Here is a 22,795-nt window from a genome sequence, read left to right on the forward strand (position 1 = left end):
TTCCGGGTGTCGATGTTTTGCTCAGCGCGGTGTTTGATGACCCGCTTTGCCCCGTCGACAGGAAGCGCATTATAGGGACTGGAACGCTTCCTGCAAGGGAAATCTCCACAATCGTGTTCGATCGGCTTTTTTTTGCTCACACCGGCTGAAAGTTACTTTTTTTGTGCTTAGATCACAGGCATGGGCGCAAAAATGGGCTATTTATGCCACATGGGTCTACAAAGATGTGAGCTGAATGTTGTTTAATTACGGAAATCAGTTTCACCGCTTTTAAGCACCACCGAATTTTACTTAATTAAGGAAACAACCATGAGCACAGTGTTTCACCTCGGTTTGACCAAAGAGATGCTGGACGGCGCCAACGTGGCCATCGTTCCCGGCGATCCAGAGCGTGTAAAGCGCATTGCAGAACTGATGGAAAACCCCACCTTCCTGGCCAGCACCCGTGAGTTCACCAGCTACCTGGGTTACCTCGACGGCAAGCCTGTTGTGGTTTGCTCCACCGGTATCGGCGGTCCCTCTACTTCTATTGCGGTGGAAGAGCTGGCTCAGCTGGGCATCAACACCTTCCTGCGTGTGGGCACCACCGGCGCCATTCAGGACTACGTTAATGTGGGTGATGTGATCGTAACCAACGGCTCTGTCCGTCTGGACGGTGCCAGCCTGCACTTTGCTCCCATGGAGTTCCCTGCCGTTGCCGACTTCGCCTGCACCACCGCCCTGGTGAACGCCGCCAACGACCTGGGCCACGAGCCTCACGTGGGCATCACCGCCTCTTCCGACACCTTCTACCCAGGTCAGGAGCGTTACGACACCGTATCCGGTCGCGTAACCCGTCGCTTCAAAGACTCCATGAAAGAGTGGCAGGAGATGGGCGTACTGAACTACGAGATGGAATCCGCCACTCTGCTGACCATGTGTGCCAGCCAGGGTTGGTACGCGGGCTGCGTGGCCGGTGTGATCGTAAACCGCACCCAGCAGGAGATCCCTGACGAAGCCACCATGAAGAAGACCGAGACCTCTGCCGTTTCCATCGTTGTGGAAGCCGCCCGTCGCATGGTTGCCGAGTCCTAAGACGACGCCCAATAAAAAAGCTTCGCCTGGTGCGAAGCTTTTTTTATGCCTGAAACATCGTTACTGCTCTAGGGTGGCAAGCAGGCTGTTCAGGTTGTTCCTCACCCAGATGGGATCGATGGGGCCCCAGTCTGCCACCCGGTAGTGGCCGTCATTGTGGCGCACGCCGTCTTCGATGAACTCCACCTGTACCCCCATGCCAATGAGTGCCTTGAGCACATCCTGGATGGTGCGGCGAGGCCAGCCCAAACTCTTCATCAACGCCGGCACGCTGGCCTTCTCGTGATGGGCGATCTCATGCATCAGTATCAGCCGGCGACTGAAGGTAGGGTTCAGCATTTCATATAATCCTTATTCGACTCGCCATACCGACGGCGTTTCAGTCTGACTCTTAACAAATTCCATCCATGGTAACAACAGCTTAAATTCCAAGCTGTCTGCTGCTACACAAAATCAGTGCTCGAGGAACAAGTAGTTTTGCCAGCTCTTCATCCTCAGCAGTACCCGGCGGATGATGGAGACATGGGTAAACCTGTCCGAGTACACCGCCATCTCTGCGTTGGCCCCGTCCGGCAGCACGTACTGGTCAATCTCATCGTCCAGCTCTATCTGGACAAAGGCCCTGCCCTGGCCCATCAGGACGGCGGTGGTGAACAGCTGCCCCTGAGCCTGGAACTGACCTTCGCCTATATTCGGCAGCACCTGGGACACCTTGCCCTTGAACACCCGGCCGGGAATGGCGGGGAAGATCACCTCGGCCTCGTAGCCTTCACTGATCCTCAGCAGCGAGCGCTGGTTGAAGGCACCTACATAAGCCGAGTCGCTGCTGTTGATGAACACCATCACCGGACGCAGCGGCAGGGGCACGGCCATCATGCCGGGGCGCAGGGCCACCTGGGTCACGTAGCCGTCGGTGGGGGCACGGACCACGGTTTCACTCAGGTCATACTCCGCATTGGTCAATTCCGCCTGGCGAGCCGCCAGCTTGGCTTCCGCGGCCAGGTAGAGCTGCTCGCGGATATCCAGTTCCGACCGGGTAAAGGCGCCGCCCTTATCGTAGCCCTCCTTGTACCTCAGGTATTCCCCCTTGGTACGGTCCCGGTCGGCGGTGGCTGCGGTCACCTGGGCCTGCCTCTCTTCCGCCACTTCCCGGTAGCGGGTGTCATCGATGCGAAACAGCACATCACCCTGCTTCAGTGGCTGATTGGCCACCACGGGCACCTCCACCACCGGGCCTCTCACCGAGGGGACGATGGGCGTGGTAACAAATACCTGACGCGCCAATGGCGTAAAGGGGTGGTTGTAGTTCATCAACAGCAGCAGGGCACCAATGAGCACCACGCCCCCCAATACCGCAGTAGGTACGGTCCACTTATTCAGGGGGATCTTAAAAATTTTAAAGATGGCAACGCACAGGGCGGTGTAGGTCATTATGAGTAGCAGGTCCATCTGTTAGCTCTCCCCACTCAGTTTGGCCACCTGCTCCCGCAGGCTGGCGACTTCATTCTCCAGGGAGGCCACCTTGACCTCCAGAGCCTGTTCATGTTCCTGCAACTGTTTGAAGCCCCAGCCACGGTCTTCGCGGTAGAGGGTGGCCCAGATCCACAGGAAGGGCCAGATGACGTGCAGGGTAAACAGGCTGACCCATCCGGTCACGTGGATGGCGTCCTGATGGGGATGGTTGCGCTTCTTGGCTATTTCATAGGGGATGTCGTGGATAGCAATAATGCCGTAGAACAGGACCAACCCCACAAAAAAGAGCAAAGCGAGAGCGAAATAATCTAAGAACATAAGACACCTGGCGCTGCTTAACGTTTTCTAAACATAACACAACGTGGGAAACAAACAGCAGTTTATTGCCGCCGCAAGTGTGCGCTGTGCCCTTGCCAAAATCCCCATCTCGACGTAATAAAAGTGTCCTATATTTGCCATCAAATCTTCCACAAAAGTCCTCTACAAGAGGGCACCGTTAGACAGTACACCGAGAGAGAATGTCATGAGCCAAATTGAAGGATTTCAGCCAACCGGTCGTTTCTTCGATGACACGCATTTTCCCCGTGGCTTTGCCCGTTCAGGCCACTTCACCATGAAAGAGTCCGACCTGCTTGAGCAGTACGGTCGACGGCTCAAGGCTCTGGCCGACGGCAAGCAGCCGCCGGTCACTCCACAGGAGGAGCAGTTTATCTCCATGGCCAGGGGCGAACGCCCGGCCGAGTCGGTTCTGGAACAGGCCTGGACCAAGTACATTGCCAAGAGTCAGAGGCGCAAGCTGTTCACCATGAGCTCCAAGTCATCCTCCGAGGACGATGGTGCCGACGATGACAGCGGCAGCGACGACCTGAGCAGCGACCAGGACGACATCATCGAACTGGAATAAACGAGAAAGGCCAGCTTACGCTGGCCTTTTTTATTGTGGTTGCCGGTGGGATCAGAGGATCCGCTGCGGACTGCTCAACTTGCGACGCAGGTAGGCGACCTGCCCCTGGTGATCCAGGTTCTTGGGGCAGGTGTCCTGACAACCCAGCAGGGTCATGCAGCCAAACACGCCATCTTCGTCACCGATGATGTGGTAGAACTCCTCGGCGTCCCTGGCATCACGATCGTCCAGGGCGAAGCGGGCCACCTTGTTGAAGCCCACGGCCCCAACGAAGGTTTCCCTCATCTGGGCGGTGGCGCAGGCGGAGACGCAGCAGCCGCACTCGATGCAACGCTCCGATTCGTAGATGACGTCCGCCAGCTCAGGCTCCATGGGGCGCTCCAGCCGGTGCATATCCTGGTTCACCTCTTTGGGGTTGAGCCAGGCCTGCAGCCGCTCGGAGAGGGCGCGCATGAACTTGCCGGTGTTCACCGACAGATCCCCAATCAGTTCGAAGCCCGGCAGCGGCATCAGGGTGATCACCCCTTTGCCGAAGTTGCTGGTCAGGGTCCGACAGGCCAGGGTGGGCAAGCCGTTGATCACCATGGCGCAGCTGCCGCAGATGCCGGCGCGGCAGACAAAGTCGAACTGCAGGGTGGGATCCTGCTGCTCACGCAGCAGGTTGAGGGCGATGAACACCGTCATCCCAGGCGCTTCCTGCAACTGGTACTCCTGCATCATCGGCTTGTCGCCGGGCAGCTGAGGGTCGTAACGGAAGATACGGAAAGTCAGGGTACGGCTCATAGATCCTCTCCACGGCGCTGGTTTTTCGGTTTGAACTTAACGGGCAGCTCGAAGGCCATGGTCTGCTGCTGACGCTGATGACGGTCGCTGAACTCCTTGGCGATCGCCTCCACCTCCTGCAAGCGAGCTTCGGTGTCCGGATGGGCGATGGCGTTGTCCTCGCCGTAGCCACGGTAGCCCGGCGGCAACTCCATCTCATTGACGTCCAGATCCTCATACTCCAGGTCGATGTCGTGATCGCGCCAGAACGCCAGGGTGCGCTTGAGCCAGTCGCGGTCGTTACGCTGAGGGTAATCCTCCCGGGAGTGGGCACCACGGGATTCGGTGCGCGCCTCGGCGCCCATGGCCACCGCCAGCGCCACCTTGATCATCTTGCGCAGACGAATGGCGGCCACCAGCTCGGGGTTGGCGTGACGCTTCTTGTTGTTCACCACCAGGTTCTCACAGCGCTCCGCCAGGGACTTGAGCTCGGCCACGGCCTTGCCCAGCTCTTCGCCGGTGCGGAAGATCCCCACCTTGTCCATCATGATCGCTTCCATCTCCTGACGCAGGGTAAAGGGGTTCTCCCCCTCCTCCCGCGCCAGCAGCCGGTCGAGGTCCGCCTGTTCGCGGTTGAGGCACTGCTGCGCCAGGGCCTGGCTGCCCATGTCATAGCGCTGACAGGCGTCGGCCACGTATTCACCGACGATCATCCCGGCCACCACGGTCTCCGCCAGGGAGTTGCCACCGAGTCGGTTGAAGCCGTGCATGTCCCAGCAGGCGGCCTCGCCTACGGAGAACAGCCCCTTAAGGTTGGGCGCTTCGCCCTGCTCATCGGTACGGATGCCACCCATGGAGTAGTGCTGGGTGGGACGCACCGGGATCCAGTCCTCGGCGGGGTCGATGCCAAGGAAGTACTGGCAGATCTCCTGCACCTCGCGCAGATTCTTCTCGATGTGTTCCCGACCCAGCAGGGTGATGTCCAGCCACAGGTGAGGGCCATAGGGGCTGTCCACCCCCTTGCCCTTGCGCATGTGCTCGGTCATGCGGCGGGAGACCACGTCCCGGGAGGCCAGCTCCTTCTTCTCCGGCTCATAGTCGGGCATAAAGCGGTAGCCGTCCTTGTCCCTCAGGATGCCGCCGTCACCGCGACAGCCCTCGGTGGTCAGGATCCCCACCGGCACGATGGCGGTGGGGTGGAACTGGATCGCCTCCGGGTTACCCAGGGCCACCTTACCGGTTTCCAGAGCGATACCCTGGCCGGTGCCTTCACAGATGATGGCGTTGGTGGACACCGACCACAGTCGGCCGTAGCCGCCGGTGGCGATGGTGGTGGTGCGAGCCAGGTAGGCCACCAGCTCACCGGTAATCAGGTCGCGAACGATGGCGCCATGGCAACGGTCGCCGTCCTCAATCAGGGCGATCGCCTCCTTACGCTCATGCACCGGGATGCCCAGGCTGATCGCCTTGTTGTCCATGGCGTAGAGCATGGAGTGACCGGTGCCGTCTGCGGTGTAGCAGGTGCGCCACTTCTTGGTGCCACCGAAGTCCCGGGCGGTGATCAGGCCATGGGCCTCTTCCGGCTCGGTGATGGTCACCTCTTCGGCGTTGACGATCGCCTTGCGGTCACCCTTTTGCACCCGGCTCCAGGGCACACCCCAGGCCGACGCCTGACGCACCGCCTTGGGCGCTACGTGGGCAAACATCCGCGCCACTCTCTGGTCACAGCCCCAGTCGGAGCCCTTCACCGTATCCTGGAAGTGGACGTCCTCATTGTCGCCCACGCCTTTGACACTGTTGCCCAGACTGGCCTGCATGCCACCCTGGGCGGCGGCGGAGTGAGAGCGCTTGGCGGGGATCAGCGACAACACCAGGGTATTGAGACCCCGCTCCTTACAGGCGATGGCCACCCTCAGGCCGGCCAACCCACCGCCAATCACCAAGGCATCGGTATAGATGGTTTTCATTATTGTTGTCCTCAGTTGGGGCTGTAGGGAGTCAGGGGAACTGGCAGGCTCTGGCCCACGGCCAGCCACACCACCAGACTGGCACTGCCCAGCACCAGCAGCCAGATGCTGACCCCCAGGGCCAGCTTCCGAGCACCGGCGCGGGAGACCTTGTCACCCCACCATTTCAGGCTGAAGCGGTAGAGGCCGATCACCGCGTGCAACACCACCAGGGGCATCAGCAGCATGTACAGCCAGCCGAAGCCCTGCTCAACGATGCGGTAGGCAGACTGGTGAGGACCGATGGCGGCGGGATCCAGCAGGATGCCAATCAGGTGCACCGGCACCAGGAAGAACAGGGCAAAGCCGCTGACCAGCTGCACCAGCCACAGGCGGGTGTCGGGCAGGCGCATGCCCGCCTGCTGTTTCAGGGCACGCCACTGACGGTGCTTCTGAGGGAAGCGGCGCAGGGCGGTGATGGCGTGAATCAGCAGCAATACGGTCAGGGTCAGGGCCACCAGCACGGTCAGGGCGGGGAAGCCATGGCCTTCGGGATCCAGGAAGCCCGCTTCGAGGATCCGCACCACCCGGTAAAACGCCTCTTTACCGAACAGGATGCTGGACTCGAAGTGCAGGTGGAACAGCAGGAAGATCGCCAGCGCGGCTCCTGAGAGCCCCTGCCACCGATCCAGCCTGGCTGCGGTACGACCGCTTACTCCATTAGGGGTCATAGATAAACCTATTATTGTTGTAGGGATTAGAAGAGGAAGATCAACGATACGGTTCCATCCGCTCCTCGTTAAGGGACAAAACACCAGTCATTGATCAAGATCACTCATGGGATTTCCGCCCATGTGAAATCAATCACATTATTTGACCCCTGTTCAAAATGCCGTCAGTGATCAGCCTTTGTCATCCGCCGGATGCAGCCACACACGTTGTCGCATACAATAGGGGCAACCAAACCTCTTTAACTATGAGCGCACTATGCCCTGGATTCAGATCCGCATTAACACCAATGGTGAGTTGGCCGAGACCATCGGCGATCACCTGACCGAAACCGGCGCCGTCTCCGTGACCTTCGTGGACGCCAAAGACACCCCGGTGTTTGAACCCCTGCCCGGAGAGACCCGCCTGTGGGGCGACACCGACGTCATCGGCCTGTATGACGCCATCACCGACATGAAGGCGGTGGTGACCGAGCTGGAAGCGCAACCTGAACTGGGCCCCGAATTCACCCACAAGGTGGAAGCTCTGGAGGATAAGGACTGGGAACGGGAGTGGATGGACAACTTCAAGCCGATGCAATTCGGCAAGCGTCTGTGGATCTGCCCCAGCTGGCACGAGGCCCCGGAGCCGGATGCGGTCAACGTATTACTTGATCCCGGCCTGGCCTTTGGCACCGGCACCCACCCCACCACCGCCCTGTGTCTGCAGTGGCTCGATGGCCTGGAGATGTCCGACAAGCAGGTGATCGACTTCGGCTGTGGCTCCGGCATCCTGGCGGTGGCGGCGCTGAAGCTGGGCGCTCAGCACTGCATCGGCATCGACATCGATCCCCAGGCCCTGACCGCCAGCCGGGACAACGCCGGCCGCAACGGCATCGAAGAGAGTCGCTTCGACCTGTACCTGCCCAAGAACCAGCCCGAGAACCTGCAGGCGGACGTGCTGATGGCCAACATCCTGGCCGGCCCTCTGCGGGAACTGGCGCCGCTGATCGCCGGCCTGGTGAAGCCCGGTGGACGCCTGGCACTGTCCGGTTTGCTGCAGGAGCAGAATGACGAACTTCGCAAAATTTACAGCCAGTGGTTTGAGCTGGACGACACCGCGGTAATGGAAGATTGGTGTCGAATTAGCGGCACTCGCAAGTAAACGTTCAAAAAACGAACGATTTCAGGGGTGGTCGGGTATGTGAGTACCCACTCACTTTGCCCCCCCTGCCCTCATTGAAATAACTCCAATAATGTCAAGCAAAAAAAGTTGCTCCTCGTACATTTATTGACCTTCCCACCACTGATAAAAAAGAGTAATATGCGCTCCCTCGTGAACGTACGAGGAGATTTGTCATCATGCGCATTGGACCCTATCAACTGGAAAACCGGCTGATCGTGGCTCCCATGGCCGGGGTAACGGATCTCCCCTTCCGCACACTGTGTCGCCGATTAGGCGCTGGTTTAGCCGTGTCTGAGATGTTGTCTTCCAATCCCAAAGTTTGGGATTCGGACAAGTCGCGCTCGCGGATGGACCACGGTGGTGAAGACGGAATTCGTTCAGTACAGATCGCCGGCGCTGAGCCCGAGTTAATGGCCCAGGCGGCGCGCTTCAATGTGGAGCGTGGTGCCCAGATCATCGACATCAACATGGGCTGTCCGGCAAAAAAAGTGAATAAGAAGATGGCTGGGTCCGCACTGATGCGGGAACCGGACCGGGTGAAGCAGATACTGGACGCGGTGGTTAACGCCGTGGACGTACCGGTCACCCTGAAGATCCGCACCGGTTGGGATCCAGAGCATCGAAACGGCATCGAGATTGCCCAGATTGCCGAACAACATGGGATCGCCTCCCTCGCCGTGCACGGCCGTACCAGGCAGTGCATGTATAAAGGAGAGGCGGAGTACGACACCATCGCTGCCATCAAGCAGTCGGTGTCCATCCCGGTTGTCGCCAATGGGGATATCGACAGCCCAGAGAAAGCGCGTCATGTCCTGGAAGTTACCCAGGCGGATGCGATCATGATTGGTCGAGCCGCCCAGGGACAGCCATGGCTGTTTCGGGAAATCGAGCACTTTCTTCGTACCGGCACCAAGCTAGCGGCCCCGAGCCAGGAAGAGATTCGGGGCATCATGCTGGAGCACCTGGACACCCTGCACCGTTTCTACGGCGAAGAGCGTGGTCTTCGCATCGCCCGGAAGCATGTGGGTTGGTACCTGACGCACCAGCAGCAGGATTCGGTACGACGCGAGTTTAATCGTTTGGAAAGTGCCGCAGCGCAACTCGAAGCGTTGACGCGCTATTTTGACCAGGTTTAACAATTTAATTTAAGAGCAAGGCAGTATGTTTGATCAGCAGAACTCCCATCCAGAAGCACAACTGACCGTAGGCCAGATCGAAACCCCCAACGGCACCGTGAAGCCTCAGCTGTTACGCGACTCCGTGAAGCGCGCCGTAAGCAACTACTTTGCTCAGCTGGACGGCCAGGAAGCTTCTGAAGTGTACGAGATGGTCCTGTGCGAAGTGGAACAGCCCCTGCTGGACATCATCATGCAGTACACCCGTGGTAACCAGACCCGTGCTGCCAACATCATGGGCATCAACCGCGGTACTCTGCGCAAGAAGCTGAAGAAGTACGGCATGAACTAAGAGCTCTGCTCTAAAGTTTTAAAATTCAAACCCTTAGCTCTCTGAGCTAAGGGTTTTTTTCGTTTCAGGCCTCCGCCCCCCTCTCCTTTCGGGTCATGCCTCCCACACAGCCACAAGAAAAAGTTTCGACTCATCAATAATTTGACCCTTAAAAACCAGGGGAGTAAAACAGTCAGGAGTAACCTGTCAGCCAATGCCAAGGAGAGACAGCATGCACTTAGACTCCCTCATCGAAGCAGCCTTCAATACCAAGTCCCTTGAGGAGATGGATCTGTTGGGTCGGGCCCTGGCTGCCCTGAACTGGAGTGACAAGGTCAACGGCGACTTCCTCGGGCTGTGCATGGTTTACTGTGAATCCTCGGAGTACTGCGCCGTCGCTCAGGAGGTGTGCCGACAGATTAACGACGCCCTGGCAGCTAACCCGGATTCAGAGCCCGACGTGGATGTTCTGTGGATGCTTACCACCCAAAGCACCCTGACCCGCACCCTGCACTAAGGTGTCACATGTAGGCTTGGCCAGCTTGGTCCAATCCTATCTGAACTGTTTTTCGCCAATCCGGCGAATGCTTTACGTTGTAAATGGCTGATCTCTCACACGAAGGAGCGGAAGTCACCACTGTCGGCCACCCGGTGCCATCGGTATTCTGTAGGCGTCTGGGCAGCAGTCAAGGGAGTGATAGGTCCAGACAACCTCTCCCCTTTTTTTGCTGCCCAACGGACAGTTCCTGATATCCCTGCGGGAGGTACGTCATGTCGACGCTCCGGGACCAGCAAGCCAACTCCTCTCTCTGGCCCTTGCTGACCAATGTGGCTCAACTGTTGCTGTTGCCGTTTTCGGCACTGGTACTGATGGTCGCCCTGGAGAGCCTGACCCATCCCCCCGCTCAGTTTCAAGGAGACTTCTCGGCCTATTCCGGAGACAGCAAGGCCCAGGTGGTTATCTATAACGCCAGCTGGTGTCCAGCAAGCAGGGAGATCCACTCACTTCTTGCGAACCGGGGGGTGAAATTTGAGGAGCGTGACCTGTCGGCCAGCTCAAACTGGTTTCAAGGACACGTACCCCTGGGTTGTGACAGCGTACCCATCCTCCTCATTGGCGACACCTTGATCTATGGCAACAAGCCCAAGCTGATAGAGCAGCAGCTGGCAAAAGAGAATGTTTTACCTTAAGGGTGCAGCACAACCCCAGTCTGCACCTTTTTCCTTTCTTCCCGCTCCCGCTTCCACAACGATTACCGCTATACTATCGCCGTTGATTTAACAGGACAGAGACTGATGAGTGAGCAACTGCCCCTGATGCCGGGGTGTGATTTCGTCGAGCTGTATAAAGTGCTGAAGGTTCAGGGCTGGGTCGGTTCCGGCAGCGACGCCAAGCTGGTGATCAGTGAGGGCATGGTTGAGGTGAACGACGAGCTGGAAACCCGCAAGCGGCGCAAGCTGGTGGCTGGCGATCGGGTCAGCTTCAATGGCGAGATGGTCACCATCGCTCCTCCCCAGGAGGGCGCCAAACCCAAGGCCCAGGCCAAGAGCAGTGCCCCCAAGAAGCGGGCCCGCCCCTCCATCGAGTTTTAACCAAAGAGAGAACCCATGACATTTCCCTCCGATCCCACCGGCGAACTGCTGGAACTGATGCAGGGTGAAGGCATCGATCTGAGCCAGCCCTATATGCTGGACTTCTACGTGCTGTTTGCCGACGAGGAGCAGGGCCGCAAGGCGGCTGAGCGGGTCCAGAAGGAGTACCCGGGCTGTGGCCTCTACCTGAACTACAACGAGGCCGCCAAGGAGTGGGAGCTGCGCCTGGTAACAGAGATGGTGCCCGAGCATGGCCCCATCTGCGAGATTGAGAAGACCCTGACCGCCCTGTGCAAGAAGTACAAGGGTAAGAGTGACGGCTGGGGCATGCTGGAGCCTGAGGACGACGACGTCGACGACGGCCTGGAGTAACAGCGACTCCGCCCCATAAGAAAAACGCGCCTTTCGGCGCGTTTTTTTATTCCTCTGAGCTGGGCTTCTTCGGAATGAAGGGCAGCTCGCCGGCATCCTTGAGCACAAAGGCGGTCTTGCGCTTCTTCTTGGGCGCGGCAGGCTTCTTCGGCGCCGCCTTCTTCGGGCCACCCTTGTCGCCTGTGCTGACGCTCTTGGCCTTGGGCTTGGGCTTGAATCCCTTGAACTTGGCTTCCATCCCCTCCAGGGCTTCGAAGCTCAGGCTCTGGCCCAGGAAACGCTGCAAGTCTTCCGCCGCCTTCCAGTCCTTGGGGCCCACCAGGGAGTAGGCTTCCCCGGTGGCACCGGCACGACCGGTACGGCCACTGCGGTGGATGTACTCTTCGGAGTGCTTGGGCAGATCGAAGTTGATCACCATGGAAACCTGACTGATGTCCAGTCCACGGCTGGCCAGATCGGTGGTCACCAGGATCTGCGCCTTACCGGCGGCAAACTCATCCATGATGCGGTTGCGGGCCGACTGACTGAGGTCCCCAGACAGGGCCAGGGTGGTGTACCCCTGCTCCGCCAGCAGCTGAGCCAGACGGTCGGTGTCTGCCCGGGTGGCGGTAAACAGCATCGCCTGGTTGAACGGCTTCTCCTCCAGCAGCTTCATCAGCTGTGCCTGCTTGTGATCCAAGTGATCGGACAGGATAAAGGTGTGGTGGATGTTGGCGTGCATCTGCTGCTCGGCATCGATGCGCACCCGGGCCGGGGCACTGAGCAGGTCCTGGCCAAACTCGCTCACCACCGCGCTGTCCAGGGTGGCGGAAAACATCAGGGTCTGACGGCGACGGTGATCCGCCGCCTTGTGGATGGCATTGAGCTGTTCGGCAAAGCCCAGGTCCAGCATCCGATCCGCCTCATCCAGGATCAGCAGCTCCAGGCCGTTGAGGTAGAGGTGGCCGTGCTCCAGATGATCCGCCAGTCGCCCCGGGGTGGCGATGACGAAATGGGGATCTTTCGCCAAATCTTTGCTCTGCTGGTTGAAGTCTTCTCCGCCGAGAATCAGCACACCCTTGATGCTGGTGTTGGAGATCAGGCTACGCAGTTGGCCGTAGACCTGCTTGGCCAGCTCCCGGGTTGGGGCCAGCACCACCACCCGAGGGTCGCGCTTGCTCAGGGCTTTCTGCTTCATCACTCTCTGAACCGCAGGCAGCAGGTAAGCCAGGGTTTTACCGGATCCCGTCTTGGAGGAAGCCAGCAGGTCCTTGCCGGCGATGGCGACCGGAATGGCCTGCTGCTGAATGTCAGTGGCCTGCTGGAAGCCCTGATGATCCATACGCTCAACCAACCGCTTGTCGAGACCCAGTTCAGAAAATTGCAAAGGTGATACTCCAACCCAAAAAATTCGAAGCGCACAGTATACACGAAACCGCCTGAATCCTCTCCAGCCGGCAATATTTCGCCACCTTCAGGGCAGCCATGGCATCAAAGGGGGGACACCGGCAGCTAAGCCATTGAACCTTGGCAAACATCCACCTGTGGCACCCAGCTTGCCTGAAATCTCGCCAGTGGCGTACACCGGAAAGGGAAAGCCCGGGCTAGGGTTCCGCCTGCCGCAGAGCTTCACCCGGGACAAAACCATAGTCGCGGTGCTCAAAGGCAAGGTGGAGCTACTGACCCTGAGTGAACCCAGCCTGAGCCCAGGCCGGGCGTCGAAGTTGTAGACCAGGGGCTGCCCTGCTAACCTGCTGTGTCCCCAACCGAGGTTAGTATTGATGTCCCTGGAATCTTTGATCATTCTCCTGCCGCTGTTTGGCGGCTACCTGGTGCCTGTAAAGAGTCGCAGCCTGCTGGCGCGCATCGATTTGGTACTCAGTGGCATCGTCTATCTGATTCTGGCCCTGATGGGCCTCTCTTTGGCCCAGGTAGACAACCTGGCGTCGGAGCTGGGCACCATTGGGGTGTTGCTGGCCACCCTGATCGTTCTGACCCTGGGCCTGAACCTGGCGGCCCTGCCCCTGGTGGACAAACGCTGGCCCCTGGCCCTGGACCTGGGACAAAGTAAGCAGCCCCTGGGCAAGCTGGTGATGGAATCGCTGAAGCTGGCGCTGGTGGTGGCCGGCGGTGTGGCGCTGGGGCTGGTGGTGACCCTGCCCCACAGCCTGGTCGAGCAGACCGCCAATGGCGCCCTGATGGTGCTGCTGGCGCTCATCGGCATCCAGCTGAGAGGGTCCAACCTGGGGCTGCGCAGCATCCTGCTCAATCCCCGAGGGTTGGCCATCGCCGCCGTGGTCGCCCTCACCTCCCTGGCCGCCGGCGCCCTGACCGCGGTGATCCACGATCTGCCGCTGCTGCACGGGGTGATTCTCGCGTCGGGCTTTGGCTGGTACTCCCTGTCCGGGATTCTGATCACCGATGGTCTGGGACCGGTACTGGGCTCGGTGGCCTTCCTGGCGGATCTCAGCCGGGAGCTGATCGCCATCGTGCTGATCCCCGCGCTAATGCGGATCTCCCCCGCCGGCGCCATCGGCTACGGCGGGGCCACCGCCATGGATTTCACCCTGCCGGTGCTGCAGCAGACCGGGGGACCCAAGGTGGTGCCGGTGGCCATTGTCTCGGGCTTTTTGCTGAGTCTGGCCACCCCCATCCTGATCCCCTTCCTGCTGTCGCTGGGCTAAGTTGCCCTGAGACGAACTACAGCCGGGTCAGGCGGAACACCAGTTCATCCAGGCGCTCGACTCCCTTGTTGAGGAACCTGGGGTTGTGCGCCAACACATCGATGCGCTCCAGCAGTTCGACCTTGAACAGGCCGTCACTCAGGGTCAGCACCTGCTCCTCACTGACGGAGAAGGGTGGCCCGGAAAGCTGCTGCTGAGGGTAATCCAGGGTGATCAGCAGTCCCTGGGTGCCGGGCGCCAGCATGCCTGCCAGCTTGTGCCAATATTCGGCGCGCATCGCCTCGGGCAGGGCAATCAACGCCGCCCGGTCGTAGAAGGCGCTGAGCGGAGTCAGCTGCTCACCGTCCAGCTGGAACATGTCGCCCTGCCAAAGCTCATAGGCGCCAGCACTGAAGCGTTTCAGGGGAGGACGAGGGTCGATTTGTGGTGACAGACCGCGTTCGTCGAAGAAGCTGGAGACCGCCAGTTCACTGAGTTCACAGCCCACCACGGTTTCACCGTGCTCCGCCAGCCAGATCATATCCAGGGATTTCCCACACAGGGGAACGAAGATGCGCCCACTGTCGTGGTCGATGCTCGACCAGTGGGATTTAAGGAAGGGGTTAATCTCGTCCTGATGAAAGCCGATAAGCTGGTTTTCCCACTTATCGTGCCAGAATGATGCGTCCATAAAGTGCCAATCCTGCTTTGTTCAGGCTTGGCACCTTACCTGCTCACTGAAAGAATGTCATTACCACTCTTTGGACAGTACCACCCTCACGCGTTCCAGCCATTTGCAGTTATCGCAACTGCAGGCGCGACGCGACAGGTGGGCGGGGGTTAGCTGAGCCTCAACGTAATCACAAGCCAGGGTCAGCTCACGACGAAACTCCTTCATGGACTTTCGTTCGACGGCGACCAGCTCGTCGTTATGATTCAGCCACTTACACTCCATGCCCTGGTGACAATAGATGCATCGCTCATCCACTGGGTTATAGAATACCGCGTGGGGACAGAAGCGCACATCCATGTTGTCGCGCATCTTGTTGCGCGGATAATTTAACAACTCAACCAGCTCGGCGACTGTGGGTGCAGCGGCAGCCTCGGCCATCTCTAGGTCTCCCATGTTACAATGCGGATCCAATAATCACATAAACCGCCCCGAAACCCTTGATTTTGATCAAGGTAATGAACGCTTTTCTATGGCGGTAACCGGGCTTAACAGGAAAGAAAAGTCCAACTTTAGCCAGCGAGCACCTGCAAAGCTGTGAAATACAGGGAGTTCCATGAAAGACACGGCGCCGCTACACCATTTTTACATCGCTGAAGAGCAGTCGATCTATCTTCTGAAACATGACGATGCTCAAAAGCTGAAGCAGTGGCTGAGGCTGTGTGAAAAGCAGCTGGCCAGGCTGGGTTACAGGCAGATCCGCTTCGTCGGCAAAGGGGTGTATGGCTTCGTCTTCGCCGGCCGCCACCCCACCGAGGGGGAGCAGGTGTTCAAGTTCTCCCGCATCACCCTGCCGGTGCACCTGCAGGCGCGGCTGGAGGAGGAGGCCTGGATGCTGGATCAGGTCAATCACCCCAACATCCCCAGGTTGATCCGTTATCAGCAGCTGAAGCTGCAGGGGATCATGGTGATGACCCTGGCGCCCGGCCGGGACCTGGCTCAGCTGGCCCTGCGCTGCGGTCCCCTGCCCCTGACCTGGCTGGCCGCCATCGCCCGCCAACTGGCGGAGCTGCTGCGCTACCTGAGACAGGACCTGTCCCGCCCCATAGTCCACGGCGACATCAAGCCCTCCAACCTGGTGTTTGATCCCCTGTCCCAGACCCTGTCTCTGATCGATTGGGGCTCGGCGGTGTTCGCCCAGCAGGACGCCGACGGCGAGCCCATCGCCGCCACCGGGCTGGGGGTGGGCGGTGAACCCCTGCACAGCAACGCCCGCATGGGGGATCTCTATTTTATCGGCGCCGACCAGCTGGCCGGACGCCCCTCCTCCCCACGATTCGATGAACAGGGGGTGGCCGGCACCCTGTATGCCCTGGCCTCGGGCCTGCCCAGCCGCTTCGGACGCAGCGTGCTGCCCGCCGCCAGCCTGGGATTGCCCAAAGCCTTTGCCGACACCCTGGACGCCATGCTGAGTGACGATTCCCAGGTGCAGCGCCAGGGAGGCGACCACTTTATCCGGCGCCTGACTCAGGAACCGGCCTGGCAGCCGCCGGTGCTACCCGAGCCCAGCCTGACCCCCTCCCTGCCGGTGTGGGTGCACCAGTTTGGCCAAGGGATCGACACCGTGGCCTACAGCTCACGCAAATCCTTCCTGCAGCAGCACCAGGGGGACGCCCCCCTGCCCAGTGGCGACATCCAGATTGACCGCTACTACCGGGACTACCTGATGGGGATGGGGGATGTGGAGAAGGCCTTTGTCACCGCGGTAGGGCGGCTGGGGGAGTTTCCCATTCTCGGCGGCCTGGCCCTGCACTGGCACGGTGCCGGGGTGGCCATCGACTCCAGCCTCAACCTGTTCGACCCTACCCTCAAGGCCCCCTTTACCCATGCGGTCAACAACCTGGTGAAACTGGCCCAGTCCATCCCCCATCAGGGGGTGTTCAAGGCCTGTTTCTTCAACGCCCGGGATACCCTGCACTTCGAGCGGGAGACGCCGCAGCAGGGGTTTGTACCGTCACAGGAGCAGCAGATTCGCTTCGATCTGTCCGATGTGCCCGAGCTGGAGGACAAGACCCGACTGCACAGCTACTTCGAGGATGGCCAGGACCCGGACGAGAACCTGCGCCTGCCCAGGGGGATCATGACCGCCCTGGCGGAACTCAACACCATCCACCACACCGGCTGCATCATCTTCGAGGTGCTGCCCACCCACATGAAGCTGCACTCCTACCTGCGCCTGCTGGATCCCGAACGGGAAGCGGAGTTCCGCGATTGCCTGGGGCGGATTCTGGCCCAGGTGCCACAGATCCGCGACCAGGGGATCTCCGGCTTCATGAAGCTGCCCTATAAGAACACCCGCCATTATGTGCACCGGGAGCGCCACCCAGTAAACTATCAGATGCCCCCAAGGCAGACTCTGGGGGAAACCCGGGCCTAAACGAAAAACCCCGGCGCATGGCCAGGGCTTCTTGTTTTTTCACCGGGTGATTACAACCCGAGAATCGTGGTCGCAAAACCGAAGTAGATCAGCACCCCAGTGGCGTCCACTATGGTGGTCACCAGGGGCCCGGAGGCGGTCGCCGGGTCCAGCTTCACCCGGCTGAGGATGAAGGGCAGGCACAGGCCAATCAGGGAGCCGGCCATCACCACCGACACCATGGCAAAGGCCACCACCCAGGCGATCTCCACCCCGCCACGGAACCAACCCAGGGCGAACACCGCCACCGCCATGGTCAGCCCCAGGGCACCGGCCACCAGGAACTCCCGCCCCAGTACCTTGGCCCAGTCCTTCATCGCCACCTCTCCGGTGGCCAGGGCCCGCACCATCAGGGCCGCCGACTGGGAGCCGGCGTTGCCGCCGCTGCCCACCAGCAGAGGCATAAAGAACACCAGGGCCACGTACTTGGCGATGGTGTCCTCGAAATAGGCAATACCCGCACCGGAGAGCAGGCTGCCGAACACCAGCAGCACCAGCCAGAACACCCGCTTGCGGTACAGTTCCCATCCGGTCACCTGGTTCATGGGCGCGTCCAGCTTGGCGACCGACGCACTCTTCTGAGCATCCTCGGTGGCCTCTTCCACCGCCGCGTCCATGGCGTCATCGTAGGTAACGATGCCCACCAGGCGATCTTCGGCATCCAGCACCGGCAGGGCCAGCAGGTCGTAGTGTCGAATCTTCTTGGCCACCACCTCCTGGTCCTCGTCCACCCGGGTGTGCACCACCTCGGTACGCATCAGGTCCTCCACCAGGCGGTCGGGATTGGCCAGGATCAGCTCACGCAGGGAGAGGGTCCCCATCAGGTGACGGTTGGCGTCAATCACATAGGTCTGGTAGATGGTCTCCTTGTCCGGCGCCTCCAGACGCAGCTTCTTCAGCGCCTTGCGCACCGGCCAATGGCCGCGCAGGGTGGCGTAGTCCGAGGTCATCAGTGCCCCGGCGGTCTCCTCCGGATAGCTGGCCAGGCGGCGCACATCTTCCCGCTCCGCCTGGGCCAGGCCGGGCAGCAGGGTGTGCTGATCCTCTTCACTCAAGCGGTTGAACAGGTCAGCCCGCTCATCCGCTTCCATCTGCGAGAACAGCGCCGCCAGGTCGTTGCGGCTCATCTCCCGGGCGATCTCCGCCTGGGCATGGGGGGTGAGGTAGCCGAAGAGCACCGCGTGATCCGGCAGGGACAACAGGGACAGGAAGTGCACCGCCTGCTGGGCAGTGAACTCACAGATCGCTTCGGCAATGTCCGCCGGGTGGGCAAGCTCCAGTGTCGCCCGGGCAGACTGTTTGTCGCCGGCGATTACTGCGGTTTCCAGGGTGGCAAAAAGGTTGTCTTTTTGCATGCTTCATCTCCATTGGCCACGAAGCATGCATGAGGAGGGAGGGATCCCTATCAGCGGCGGGCTTCGGTGCCGTCAATCAGCTTTGTATTCGAGTCTTTAGTGATGTCCCAACTGGGACTACTCGTGCTAGGGTCCATTTTGATCCACTCAAAAAATTTGGCGCGCCGATTGTAGGGCTAATTCCCAGTCAACTCAAGGCAGTATATTCAACGAATGCCTGTGGAGGCGCGCAACTGCCGCTTTAACCAGCCATGGATGCGACTGACCAGCTCATCGTGGTCCTCCCCCTCATGGTAGTTGAGGTAGCTACGCCATTGACGGTAGTTGGTTTTGTTACTACGTTTGGCTTGGCGCTTGCGGTCCAGCCGGTCCGCCAGGGCCAGGGGGTGATCCCAGTCGGAAACCACATCCAGCACCGCCGACGGCAGGTCCACCAGAAACTGACCCAGGGCAGGTTCACCGGTTTGATAGCCCCCTATCAGCACCAGGGCCTGGGGCGTCAACCAACTCTGCTCGGCCATGCGGCTGGCCAGGGATCCGGCGGTGGCCCCCTCCACCAACCAGACACTGTCGGGATCCGGGGCGGTCTCGGGCAGGGCATCAATGCGCCTGACCTGCCAACCGTACTCGGGCAGCTGAGTCTCCAGGGCGGTGGCCAGGGCGGCGAAACCCGGGGCCCCCTGGGGCGCCACCAGCAGCACTTCACCCAGGGTGCCGGCGGTGTGGCTGGGGGTCAGACGCTCGGCGGCCTGCAGGACAGGATGAACGGCAATCAACAGAATCAGCAGAGTTCGTAACAGCATGGGGCATTTTGGACATACAACTTGACCCACACTGTACCACCCTGTGACAACTAGCCCCACCCCCTTGTCATCGGCCCAAGGGGCTTTACAATACATATAGGTGTACGTTTTTCCGACAGATGAAAAAGATAGGACGGAATATGAATCAGTTCTCCAGCGGCATTGCAGGTTGGCAACACAGGTTCCGCATCATCAAGCCCTCAGGCTTCAGCCTGCTCTTGCTGCTGCTGATGGTGCCACTGCTGCTGCTGATGCTGCCTCTGGTGCTGTTGGCCAGCCTGGTGTTCTGGGCCATGAATGCGGTGTGGCGCTACCGGCGCCCCGGGCGCACCAGCTCCCACAGAGACACAGACGTGGATCATGCCTCCGGGGTGATCATCGAGGGCGAAGTGGTCGAGCGGCGGGATTAACCGCTATCCCGATAGAAAAAAGGCTGCCGATTGGCAGCCTTTTTCGTTGTTATTCCGGCGTGACCACAATCATCCGCAGGGCGTCCAGATGGACCTGGGCCCGGCCCAGGTGGGCGCTGACCATGCTGATCTGCTCCCGCACCGCATCCAGCTCGCTGTCACGAATGTTGGGGTTCACCTTTTTGAGGGCCTCCAGGCGACCCAGTTCGCCACCCAGCTGACGGGTCATCTCCTGCTCCGCCTCGGCCACCAGACCACTCAATTGAGCCTGGGCCAGCTCGTCACCCTGCTTGATCAACCCATGGAGCAGCGCCTGGCTGGCACTCACCAGCTTGGTGGCGGTGTGGCGGTTCAGCGGGGTCAGCTGACGGTTGAAGCTGTCGAAGCTGACGTTGGCCGCCAGGTCCTTGCCTGTCTTGTCCAGCAGTACCCGCACCGGAGTGGGGGGCAGGAAGCGACCGATCTGCACCTCGCTGGGTGCCACCGCCTCCACCAGGAAGATCATCTCCAGGAACAGGGTGCCTGCGGGCAGTGCCTTGTTCTTCAGCAGGGCGACGTTGGTGCTGCCGGTATCGCTTGAGGTCACCAGATCGATGCCGGAGGCCACCAGGGGGTGGGCCGGCGTCAGGAACTGGAAATCCTCGCGGGAGAGGGCGGTGTCACGGTCGAAGGTGACCGACAGGCCATCTTCCGGCAGACCCGGATAGCTGGGGAACAGCATCTGCTCCGTGGGCTGCAGCACCACGGCGTTCTCACCCTTGTCGTCCTGGGCGACGCCAATCACGTCCCACAGCTTCAGCATGAAGCTGATGAAGTCGGTGTCTTCGTCCGCCTCTTCCAGGGCAGTCACCAGGGCATCGGCTGCCGCGCCGCCGTGGGAGTTGAGCTCCAGCAGCTTGTCACGGCCCGCTTCCGCCTTGGCCTTGTGCTCGGCGTTGCGCTCGGCGGTGGCCTGAATCAGGGCACCCAGCGCTTGCTCATCCTGCTCACCGGAGAGCAGATCCAGCATCTGTTCGCCAAACTCGCCGTGAAGCAGGTGACCGCTTGGGCAGGTCTCGGTAAAGGCACTCATCCCCTCGTGGTACCAGCGCAGCAGGGCATACTGGGCGGTGCCTTCGATGTAGGGCACGTGGATCTGCACCGTGCTGTTCTGGCCGATGCGGTCCAGACGACCGATGCGCTGCTCCAGCAGGTCCGGGTTCAGCGGCAGGTCGAACATGATCAGCTGATGGGCAAACTGGAAGTTACGACCCTCGGAACCGATCTCGGAACAGATCAACACCTGGGCGCCGCCCTCCTGTTGGGCGAAGAAGGCGGCGGCCTTGTCACGCTCCAGGATGGACATCCCCTCGTGGAACACCGACGCCAGGATCCCCTCACGGATGCGCATCGCCTCCTCCAGCTGCAGGGCGGTGGCCGCCTTGGAGGTGATCACCAGCACCTTCTTGCTGCGGTTGGCCTTGAGGAACTCCATCATCCACTCGACACGGGGGTCGAACTGCCACCAGCTGGTGGTGCCGTTGGCCCCTTCAAACTCCTGGTAGAGCTTCTCAGGGTAGAGCTGATTCATCAGCTTCTGGTTGGCGGTGCCGCCCCCCAGCATGGCGTTCACCCGCATGGCGGTGGCGTACTGTTTGGGCATCGCCATGGCATGCAGGTTCAGCTCACGCCCCTGGAAGCCGGAGACGCCGCTGCGGGTGTTACGGAACAGCACCCGGCTGGTGCCGTGACGGTCCAACAGCTCCTTCACCAGGGCCTGACAGGCGGCGCTGCGCGCCTCATCGTCGCCGCTCTGGATGGTGGTCAGTTCGCTGGAGATGTCGCTCTCCTTGAGCAGACCGGCCAGCGCCTGCTGCTCCTCCTGGGACAGGGGGCGCTCCGCCAGCAGGGCGTCGGCGGCGTCGGCCACCTGTTGGTAGCTCTGCTCCTCCTGGGTGAAGGCGTTGTAATCGTAGAAACGATCCGGGTCCAGCAGACGCAGACGGGCGAAGTGGCTCTGGTGGCCCAGCTGATCCGGGGTGGCGGTCAGCAGCAGCACGCCGGGGATCGCCTGTGCCAGCTGCTCCACCACCTGGTAGGCGCGGCTGGGGGCAGACTCACTCCACTCCAGGTGGTGGGCTTCGTCCACCACCAACAGATCCCAGTCGGCGTCCAGGGCTTGCTGGAGGCGGCTCTTCTTGCGCAGCAGGTCCAGAGAGCAGATCACCAGCTGTTCGGTTTCAAAGGGGTTGTCGCAGTCGGCCAGGGCCTCGATGCAGCGCTCCTCATCAAACAGGGAGAAGCGCAGGCTGAAGCGACGCAGCATCTCCACCAGCCACTGGTGCTGCAGGGTCTCGGGCACCAGGATCAGCACCCGCTGAGCCTTACCGGAGAGCAGCTGCTGATGCAGGATGTGGCCCGCCTCGATGGTCTTACCCAGACCCACTTCGTCCGCCAGCAGGACCCGCGGCCCATGGCGACGGCCCACTTCATTGGCGATGTAGAGCTGGTGAGGGATCAGGCCGGCACGGGGACCCTGCAGGGCGCGCAGGGGATTCTTCAGCATGGCGTGGCGCTGACGCTGGCTCAGGTAGCGGGTGACGAAGTACTCCATGCGATCGACCTGACCGGCAAACAGGCGGTCCTGAGGCTTGTTGAAGCGGATCTGGTGATCCAGCATGGTTTCGCGCAGGGTGTCGTTGTCGCCGGTGTCGCTGCGGACGCCCTCGTAGGAGAGCAGACCATCCCTGTCGTGCACCGCTTCCACCTCCAGGGTCCATCCCTCGTGGCTGATGATGGTATCGCCGGGATTGAACACCACCCTGGTCAGCGGGGCGTCCTCCCTGGCGAACATGCGGTTGTCTCCGGTAGCGGGGAACAGAACCGTGACCATACGCCCTTCGATGGCGACCACGGTACCCAGGCCCAGGTCAGATTCAGCGTCGCTGATCCAACGTTGTCCGAGAGCAAATGACATGGATGAGTTGACTCCTAATT

At 60.6% G+C, this 22,795-nt stretch carries 24 protein-coding genes and 1 pseudogene; 13 read left to right on the top strand and 12 right to left on the bottom strand.

Features of this window, described 5'->3' with window-relative positions:
- The first annotated feature begins 309 nt into the window (after positions 1-309).
- Positions 310-1,074, top strand: a complete 765-nt coding sequence (gene udp, locus ACN0RV_RS13800; protein ID WP_417348373.1) for a uridine phosphorylase — start codon at positions 310-312, stop codon at positions 1,072-1,074.
- Between the two features lie 60 nt (positions 1,075-1,134).
- Here udp and ACN0RV_RS13805 read toward each other — a convergent pair whose 3' ends face one another.
- The 3 genes from ACN0RV_RS13805 to ACN0RV_RS13815 form a co-directional block, all read right to left on the bottom strand.
- Positions 1,135-1,413 carry a helix-turn-helix domain-containing protein gene (locus tag ACN0RV_RS13805; RefSeq protein WP_417348375.1) on the bottom strand — a complete coding sequence of 93 codons (279 nt, stop codon included), beginning with the start codon at positions 1,411-1,413 and terminating at the stop codon, positions 1,135-1,137.
- Between the two features lie 114 nt (positions 1,414-1,527).
- Positions 1,528-2,523: an HlyD family secretion protein gene (locus ACN0RV_RS13810; RefSeq protein ID WP_417348377.1), complete on the bottom strand. Its 996-nt coding sequence runs from the start codon at positions 2,521-2,523 to the stop codon at positions 1,528-1,530.
- A gap of 3 nt (positions 2,524-2,526) precedes the next feature.
- Positions 2,527-2,865, bottom strand: a complete 339-nt coding sequence (locus tag ACN0RV_RS13815; protein ID WP_417348379.1) for a DUF3302 domain-containing protein — start codon at positions 2,863-2,865, stop codon at positions 2,527-2,529.
- Between the two features lie 205 nt (positions 2,866-3,070).
- On the opposite strand from ACN0RV_RS13815, the gene maoP reads away from it, so the two are divergent.
- Positions 3,071-3,451, top strand: a complete 381-nt coding sequence (maoP, locus tag ACN0RV_RS13820) for a DUF413 domain-containing protein (RefSeq protein WP_417348380.1) — start codon at positions 3,071-3,073, stop codon at positions 3,449-3,451.
- A 51-nt stretch (positions 3,452-3,502) separates the two neighbouring features.
- On the opposite strand, the gene ACN0RV_RS13825 is transcribed toward maoP, so the two are convergent.
- From ACN0RV_RS13825 to ACN0RV_RS13835, 3 genes are read right to left on the bottom strand one after another with little or no spacing between them, the layout of a single operon-like run.
- Entirely contained in the window at positions 3,503-4,234 is a 732-nt protein-coding gene (locus tag ACN0RV_RS13825; protein ID WP_417348382.1) for a fumarate reductase iron-sulfur subunit, read from the bottom strand.
- Positions 4,231-6,180: a fumarate reductase flavoprotein subunit gene (locus ACN0RV_RS13830; RefSeq protein WP_417348384.1), complete on the bottom strand. Its 1,950-nt coding sequence runs from the start codon at positions 6,178-6,180 to the stop codon at positions 4,231-4,233. Before ACN0RV_RS13830 ends, ACN0RV_RS13825 begins: the two co-directional genes overlap by 4 nt.
- 11 nt (positions 6,181-6,191) lie before the next feature.
- A complete protein-coding gene (locus ACN0RV_RS13835; RefSeq protein WP_417348386.1) occupies positions 6,192-6,890 on the bottom strand; it encodes a fumarate reductase cytochrome b subunit in 699 nt (232 codons plus the stop codon).
- Positions 6,891-7,146: 256 nt separating this feature from the next.
- Between ACN0RV_RS13835 and prmA the strand changes: the two genes are divergently transcribed.
- The 7 genes and pseudogenes from prmA (at position 7,147) to ACN0RV_RS13870 (ending at position 11,463) form a co-directional block, all read left to right on the top strand.
- Positions 7,147-8,031 carry a 50S ribosomal protein L11 methyltransferase gene (gene prmA, locus ACN0RV_RS13840; RefSeq protein ID WP_417348387.1) on the top strand — a complete coding sequence of 295 codons (885 nt, stop codon included), beginning with the start codon at positions 7,147-7,149 and terminating at the stop codon, positions 8,029-8,031.
- Between the two features lie 197 nt (positions 8,032-8,228).
- A complete protein-coding gene (gene dusB / locus ACN0RV_RS13845; RefSeq protein ID WP_417348389.1) occupies positions 8,229-9,188 on the top strand; it encodes a tRNA dihydrouridine synthase DusB in 960 nt (319 codons plus the stop codon).
- 25 nt (positions 9,189-9,213) lie between these two features.
- On the top strand, positions 9,214-9,519 hold the full coding sequence (gene fis, locus ACN0RV_RS13850) for a DNA-binding transcriptional regulator Fis (protein ID WP_028109733.1): 306 nt from the start codon (positions 9,214-9,216) through the stop codon (positions 9,517-9,519).
- Positions 9,520-9,730: 211 nt separating this feature from the next.
- A complete protein-coding gene (locus ACN0RV_RS13855) occupies positions 9,731-10,015 on the top strand; it encodes a hypothetical protein (RefSeq protein WP_417348391.1) in 285 nt (94 codons plus the stop codon).
- Between the two features lie 254 nt (positions 10,016-10,269).
- Complete coding sequence (locus ACN0RV_RS13860) at positions 10,270-10,689, top strand: glutaredoxin family protein (RefSeq protein ID WP_417348393.1); 420 nt, start codon at positions 10,270-10,272, stop codon at positions 10,687-10,689.
- Positions 10,690-10,794: 105 nt separating this feature from the next.
- A pseudogene (locus ACN0RV_RS13865) lies at positions 10,795-11,004 on the top strand (RNA-binding S4 domain-containing protein); the annotation flags it as partial.
- A 102-nt stretch (positions 11,005-11,106) separates the two neighbouring features.
- Entirely contained in the window at positions 11,107-11,463 is a 357-nt protein-coding gene (locus ACN0RV_RS13870) for a ribonuclease E inhibitor RraB (protein ID WP_286341300.1), read from the top strand.
- A gap of 46 nt (positions 11,464-11,509) precedes the next feature.
- On the opposite strand, the gene ACN0RV_RS13875 is transcribed toward ACN0RV_RS13870, so the two are convergent.
- Positions 11,510-12,829: a DEAD/DEAH box helicase gene (locus tag ACN0RV_RS13875; protein ID WP_417348395.1), complete on the bottom strand. Its 1,320-nt coding sequence runs from the start codon at positions 12,827-12,829 to the stop codon at positions 11,510-11,512.
- Positions 12,830-13,016: 187 nt separating this feature from the next.
- Here ACN0RV_RS13875 and ACN0RV_RS13880 point away from each other — a divergent pair, with 187 nt between their 5' ends.
- Both ACN0RV_RS13880 and ACN0RV_RS13885 read left to right on the top strand, forming a co-directional pair.
- Positions 13,017-13,172: a hypothetical protein gene (locus ACN0RV_RS13880; RefSeq protein WP_417348397.1), complete on the top strand. Its 156-nt coding sequence runs from the start codon at positions 13,017-13,019 to the stop codon at positions 13,170-13,172.
- A gap of 51 nt (positions 13,173-13,223) precedes the next feature.
- Complete coding sequence (locus ACN0RV_RS13885) at positions 13,224-14,126, top strand: lysine exporter LysO family protein (RefSeq protein WP_417348399.1); 903 nt, start codon at positions 13,224-13,226, stop codon at positions 14,124-14,126.
- Positions 14,127-14,142: 16 nt separating this feature from the next.
- Here ACN0RV_RS13885 and ACN0RV_RS13890 read toward each other — a convergent pair whose 3' ends face one another.
- The gene (locus ACN0RV_RS13890) at positions 14,143-14,796 is read right to left on the bottom strand and encodes a thiopurine S-methyltransferase (protein ID WP_417348401.1); all 654 of its coding nucleotides are present in this window, start codon (positions 14,794-14,796) and stop codon (positions 14,143-14,145) included.
- A 60-nt stretch (positions 14,797-14,856) separates the two neighbouring features.
- Positions 14,857-15,216: a hypothetical protein gene (locus tag ACN0RV_RS13895; RefSeq protein WP_028109727.1), complete on the bottom strand. Its 360-nt coding sequence runs from the start codon at positions 15,214-15,216 to the stop codon at positions 14,857-14,859.
- Positions 15,217-15,391: 175 nt separating this feature from the next.
- On the opposite strand from ACN0RV_RS13895, the gene ACN0RV_RS13900 reads away from it, so the two are divergent.
- Positions 15,392-17,212 (top strand): serine/threonine protein kinase, encoded by a 1,821-nt coding sequence (locus tag ACN0RV_RS13900; protein WP_417348403.1) that lies wholly within the window; start codon positions 15,392-15,394, stop codon positions 17,210-17,212.
- Between the two features lie 50 nt (positions 17,213-17,262).
- Here ACN0RV_RS13900 and mgtE read toward each other — a convergent pair whose 3' ends face one another.
- Positions 17,263-18,606 (bottom strand): magnesium transporter, encoded by a 1,344-nt coding sequence (gene mgtE, locus ACN0RV_RS13905; RefSeq protein WP_417348405.1) that lies wholly within the window; start codon positions 18,604-18,606, stop codon positions 17,263-17,265.
- Between the two features lie 206 nt (positions 18,607-18,812).
- Entirely contained in the window at positions 18,813-19,409 is a 597-nt protein-coding gene (locus tag ACN0RV_RS13910) for a DUF3530 family protein (protein WP_417348407.1), read from the bottom strand.
- Positions 19,410-19,549: 140 nt separating this feature from the next.
- Between ACN0RV_RS13910 and ACN0RV_RS13915 the strand changes: the two genes are divergently transcribed.
- The gene (locus tag ACN0RV_RS13915; protein WP_417348409.1) at positions 19,550-19,819 is read left to right on the top strand and encodes a hypothetical protein; all 270 of its coding nucleotides are present in this window, start codon (positions 19,550-19,552) and stop codon (positions 19,817-19,819) included.
- Between the two features lie 49 nt (positions 19,820-19,868).
- On the opposite strand, the gene rapA is transcribed toward ACN0RV_RS13915, so the two are convergent.
- Positions 19,869-22,775 carry an RNA polymerase-associated protein RapA gene (gene rapA, locus ACN0RV_RS13920; protein ID WP_417348411.1) on the bottom strand — a complete coding sequence of 969 codons (2,907 nt, stop codon included), beginning with the start codon at positions 22,773-22,775 and terminating at the stop codon, positions 19,869-19,871.
- Between the last annotated feature and the right edge of the window lie 20 nt (positions 22,776-22,795).

The sequence above is a fragment of the Ferrimonas sp. genome (genome assembly GCF_048263965.1).
Taxonomy (GTDB): domain Bacteria; phylum Pseudomonadota; class Gammaproteobacteria; order Enterobacterales; family Shewanellaceae; genus Ferrimonas.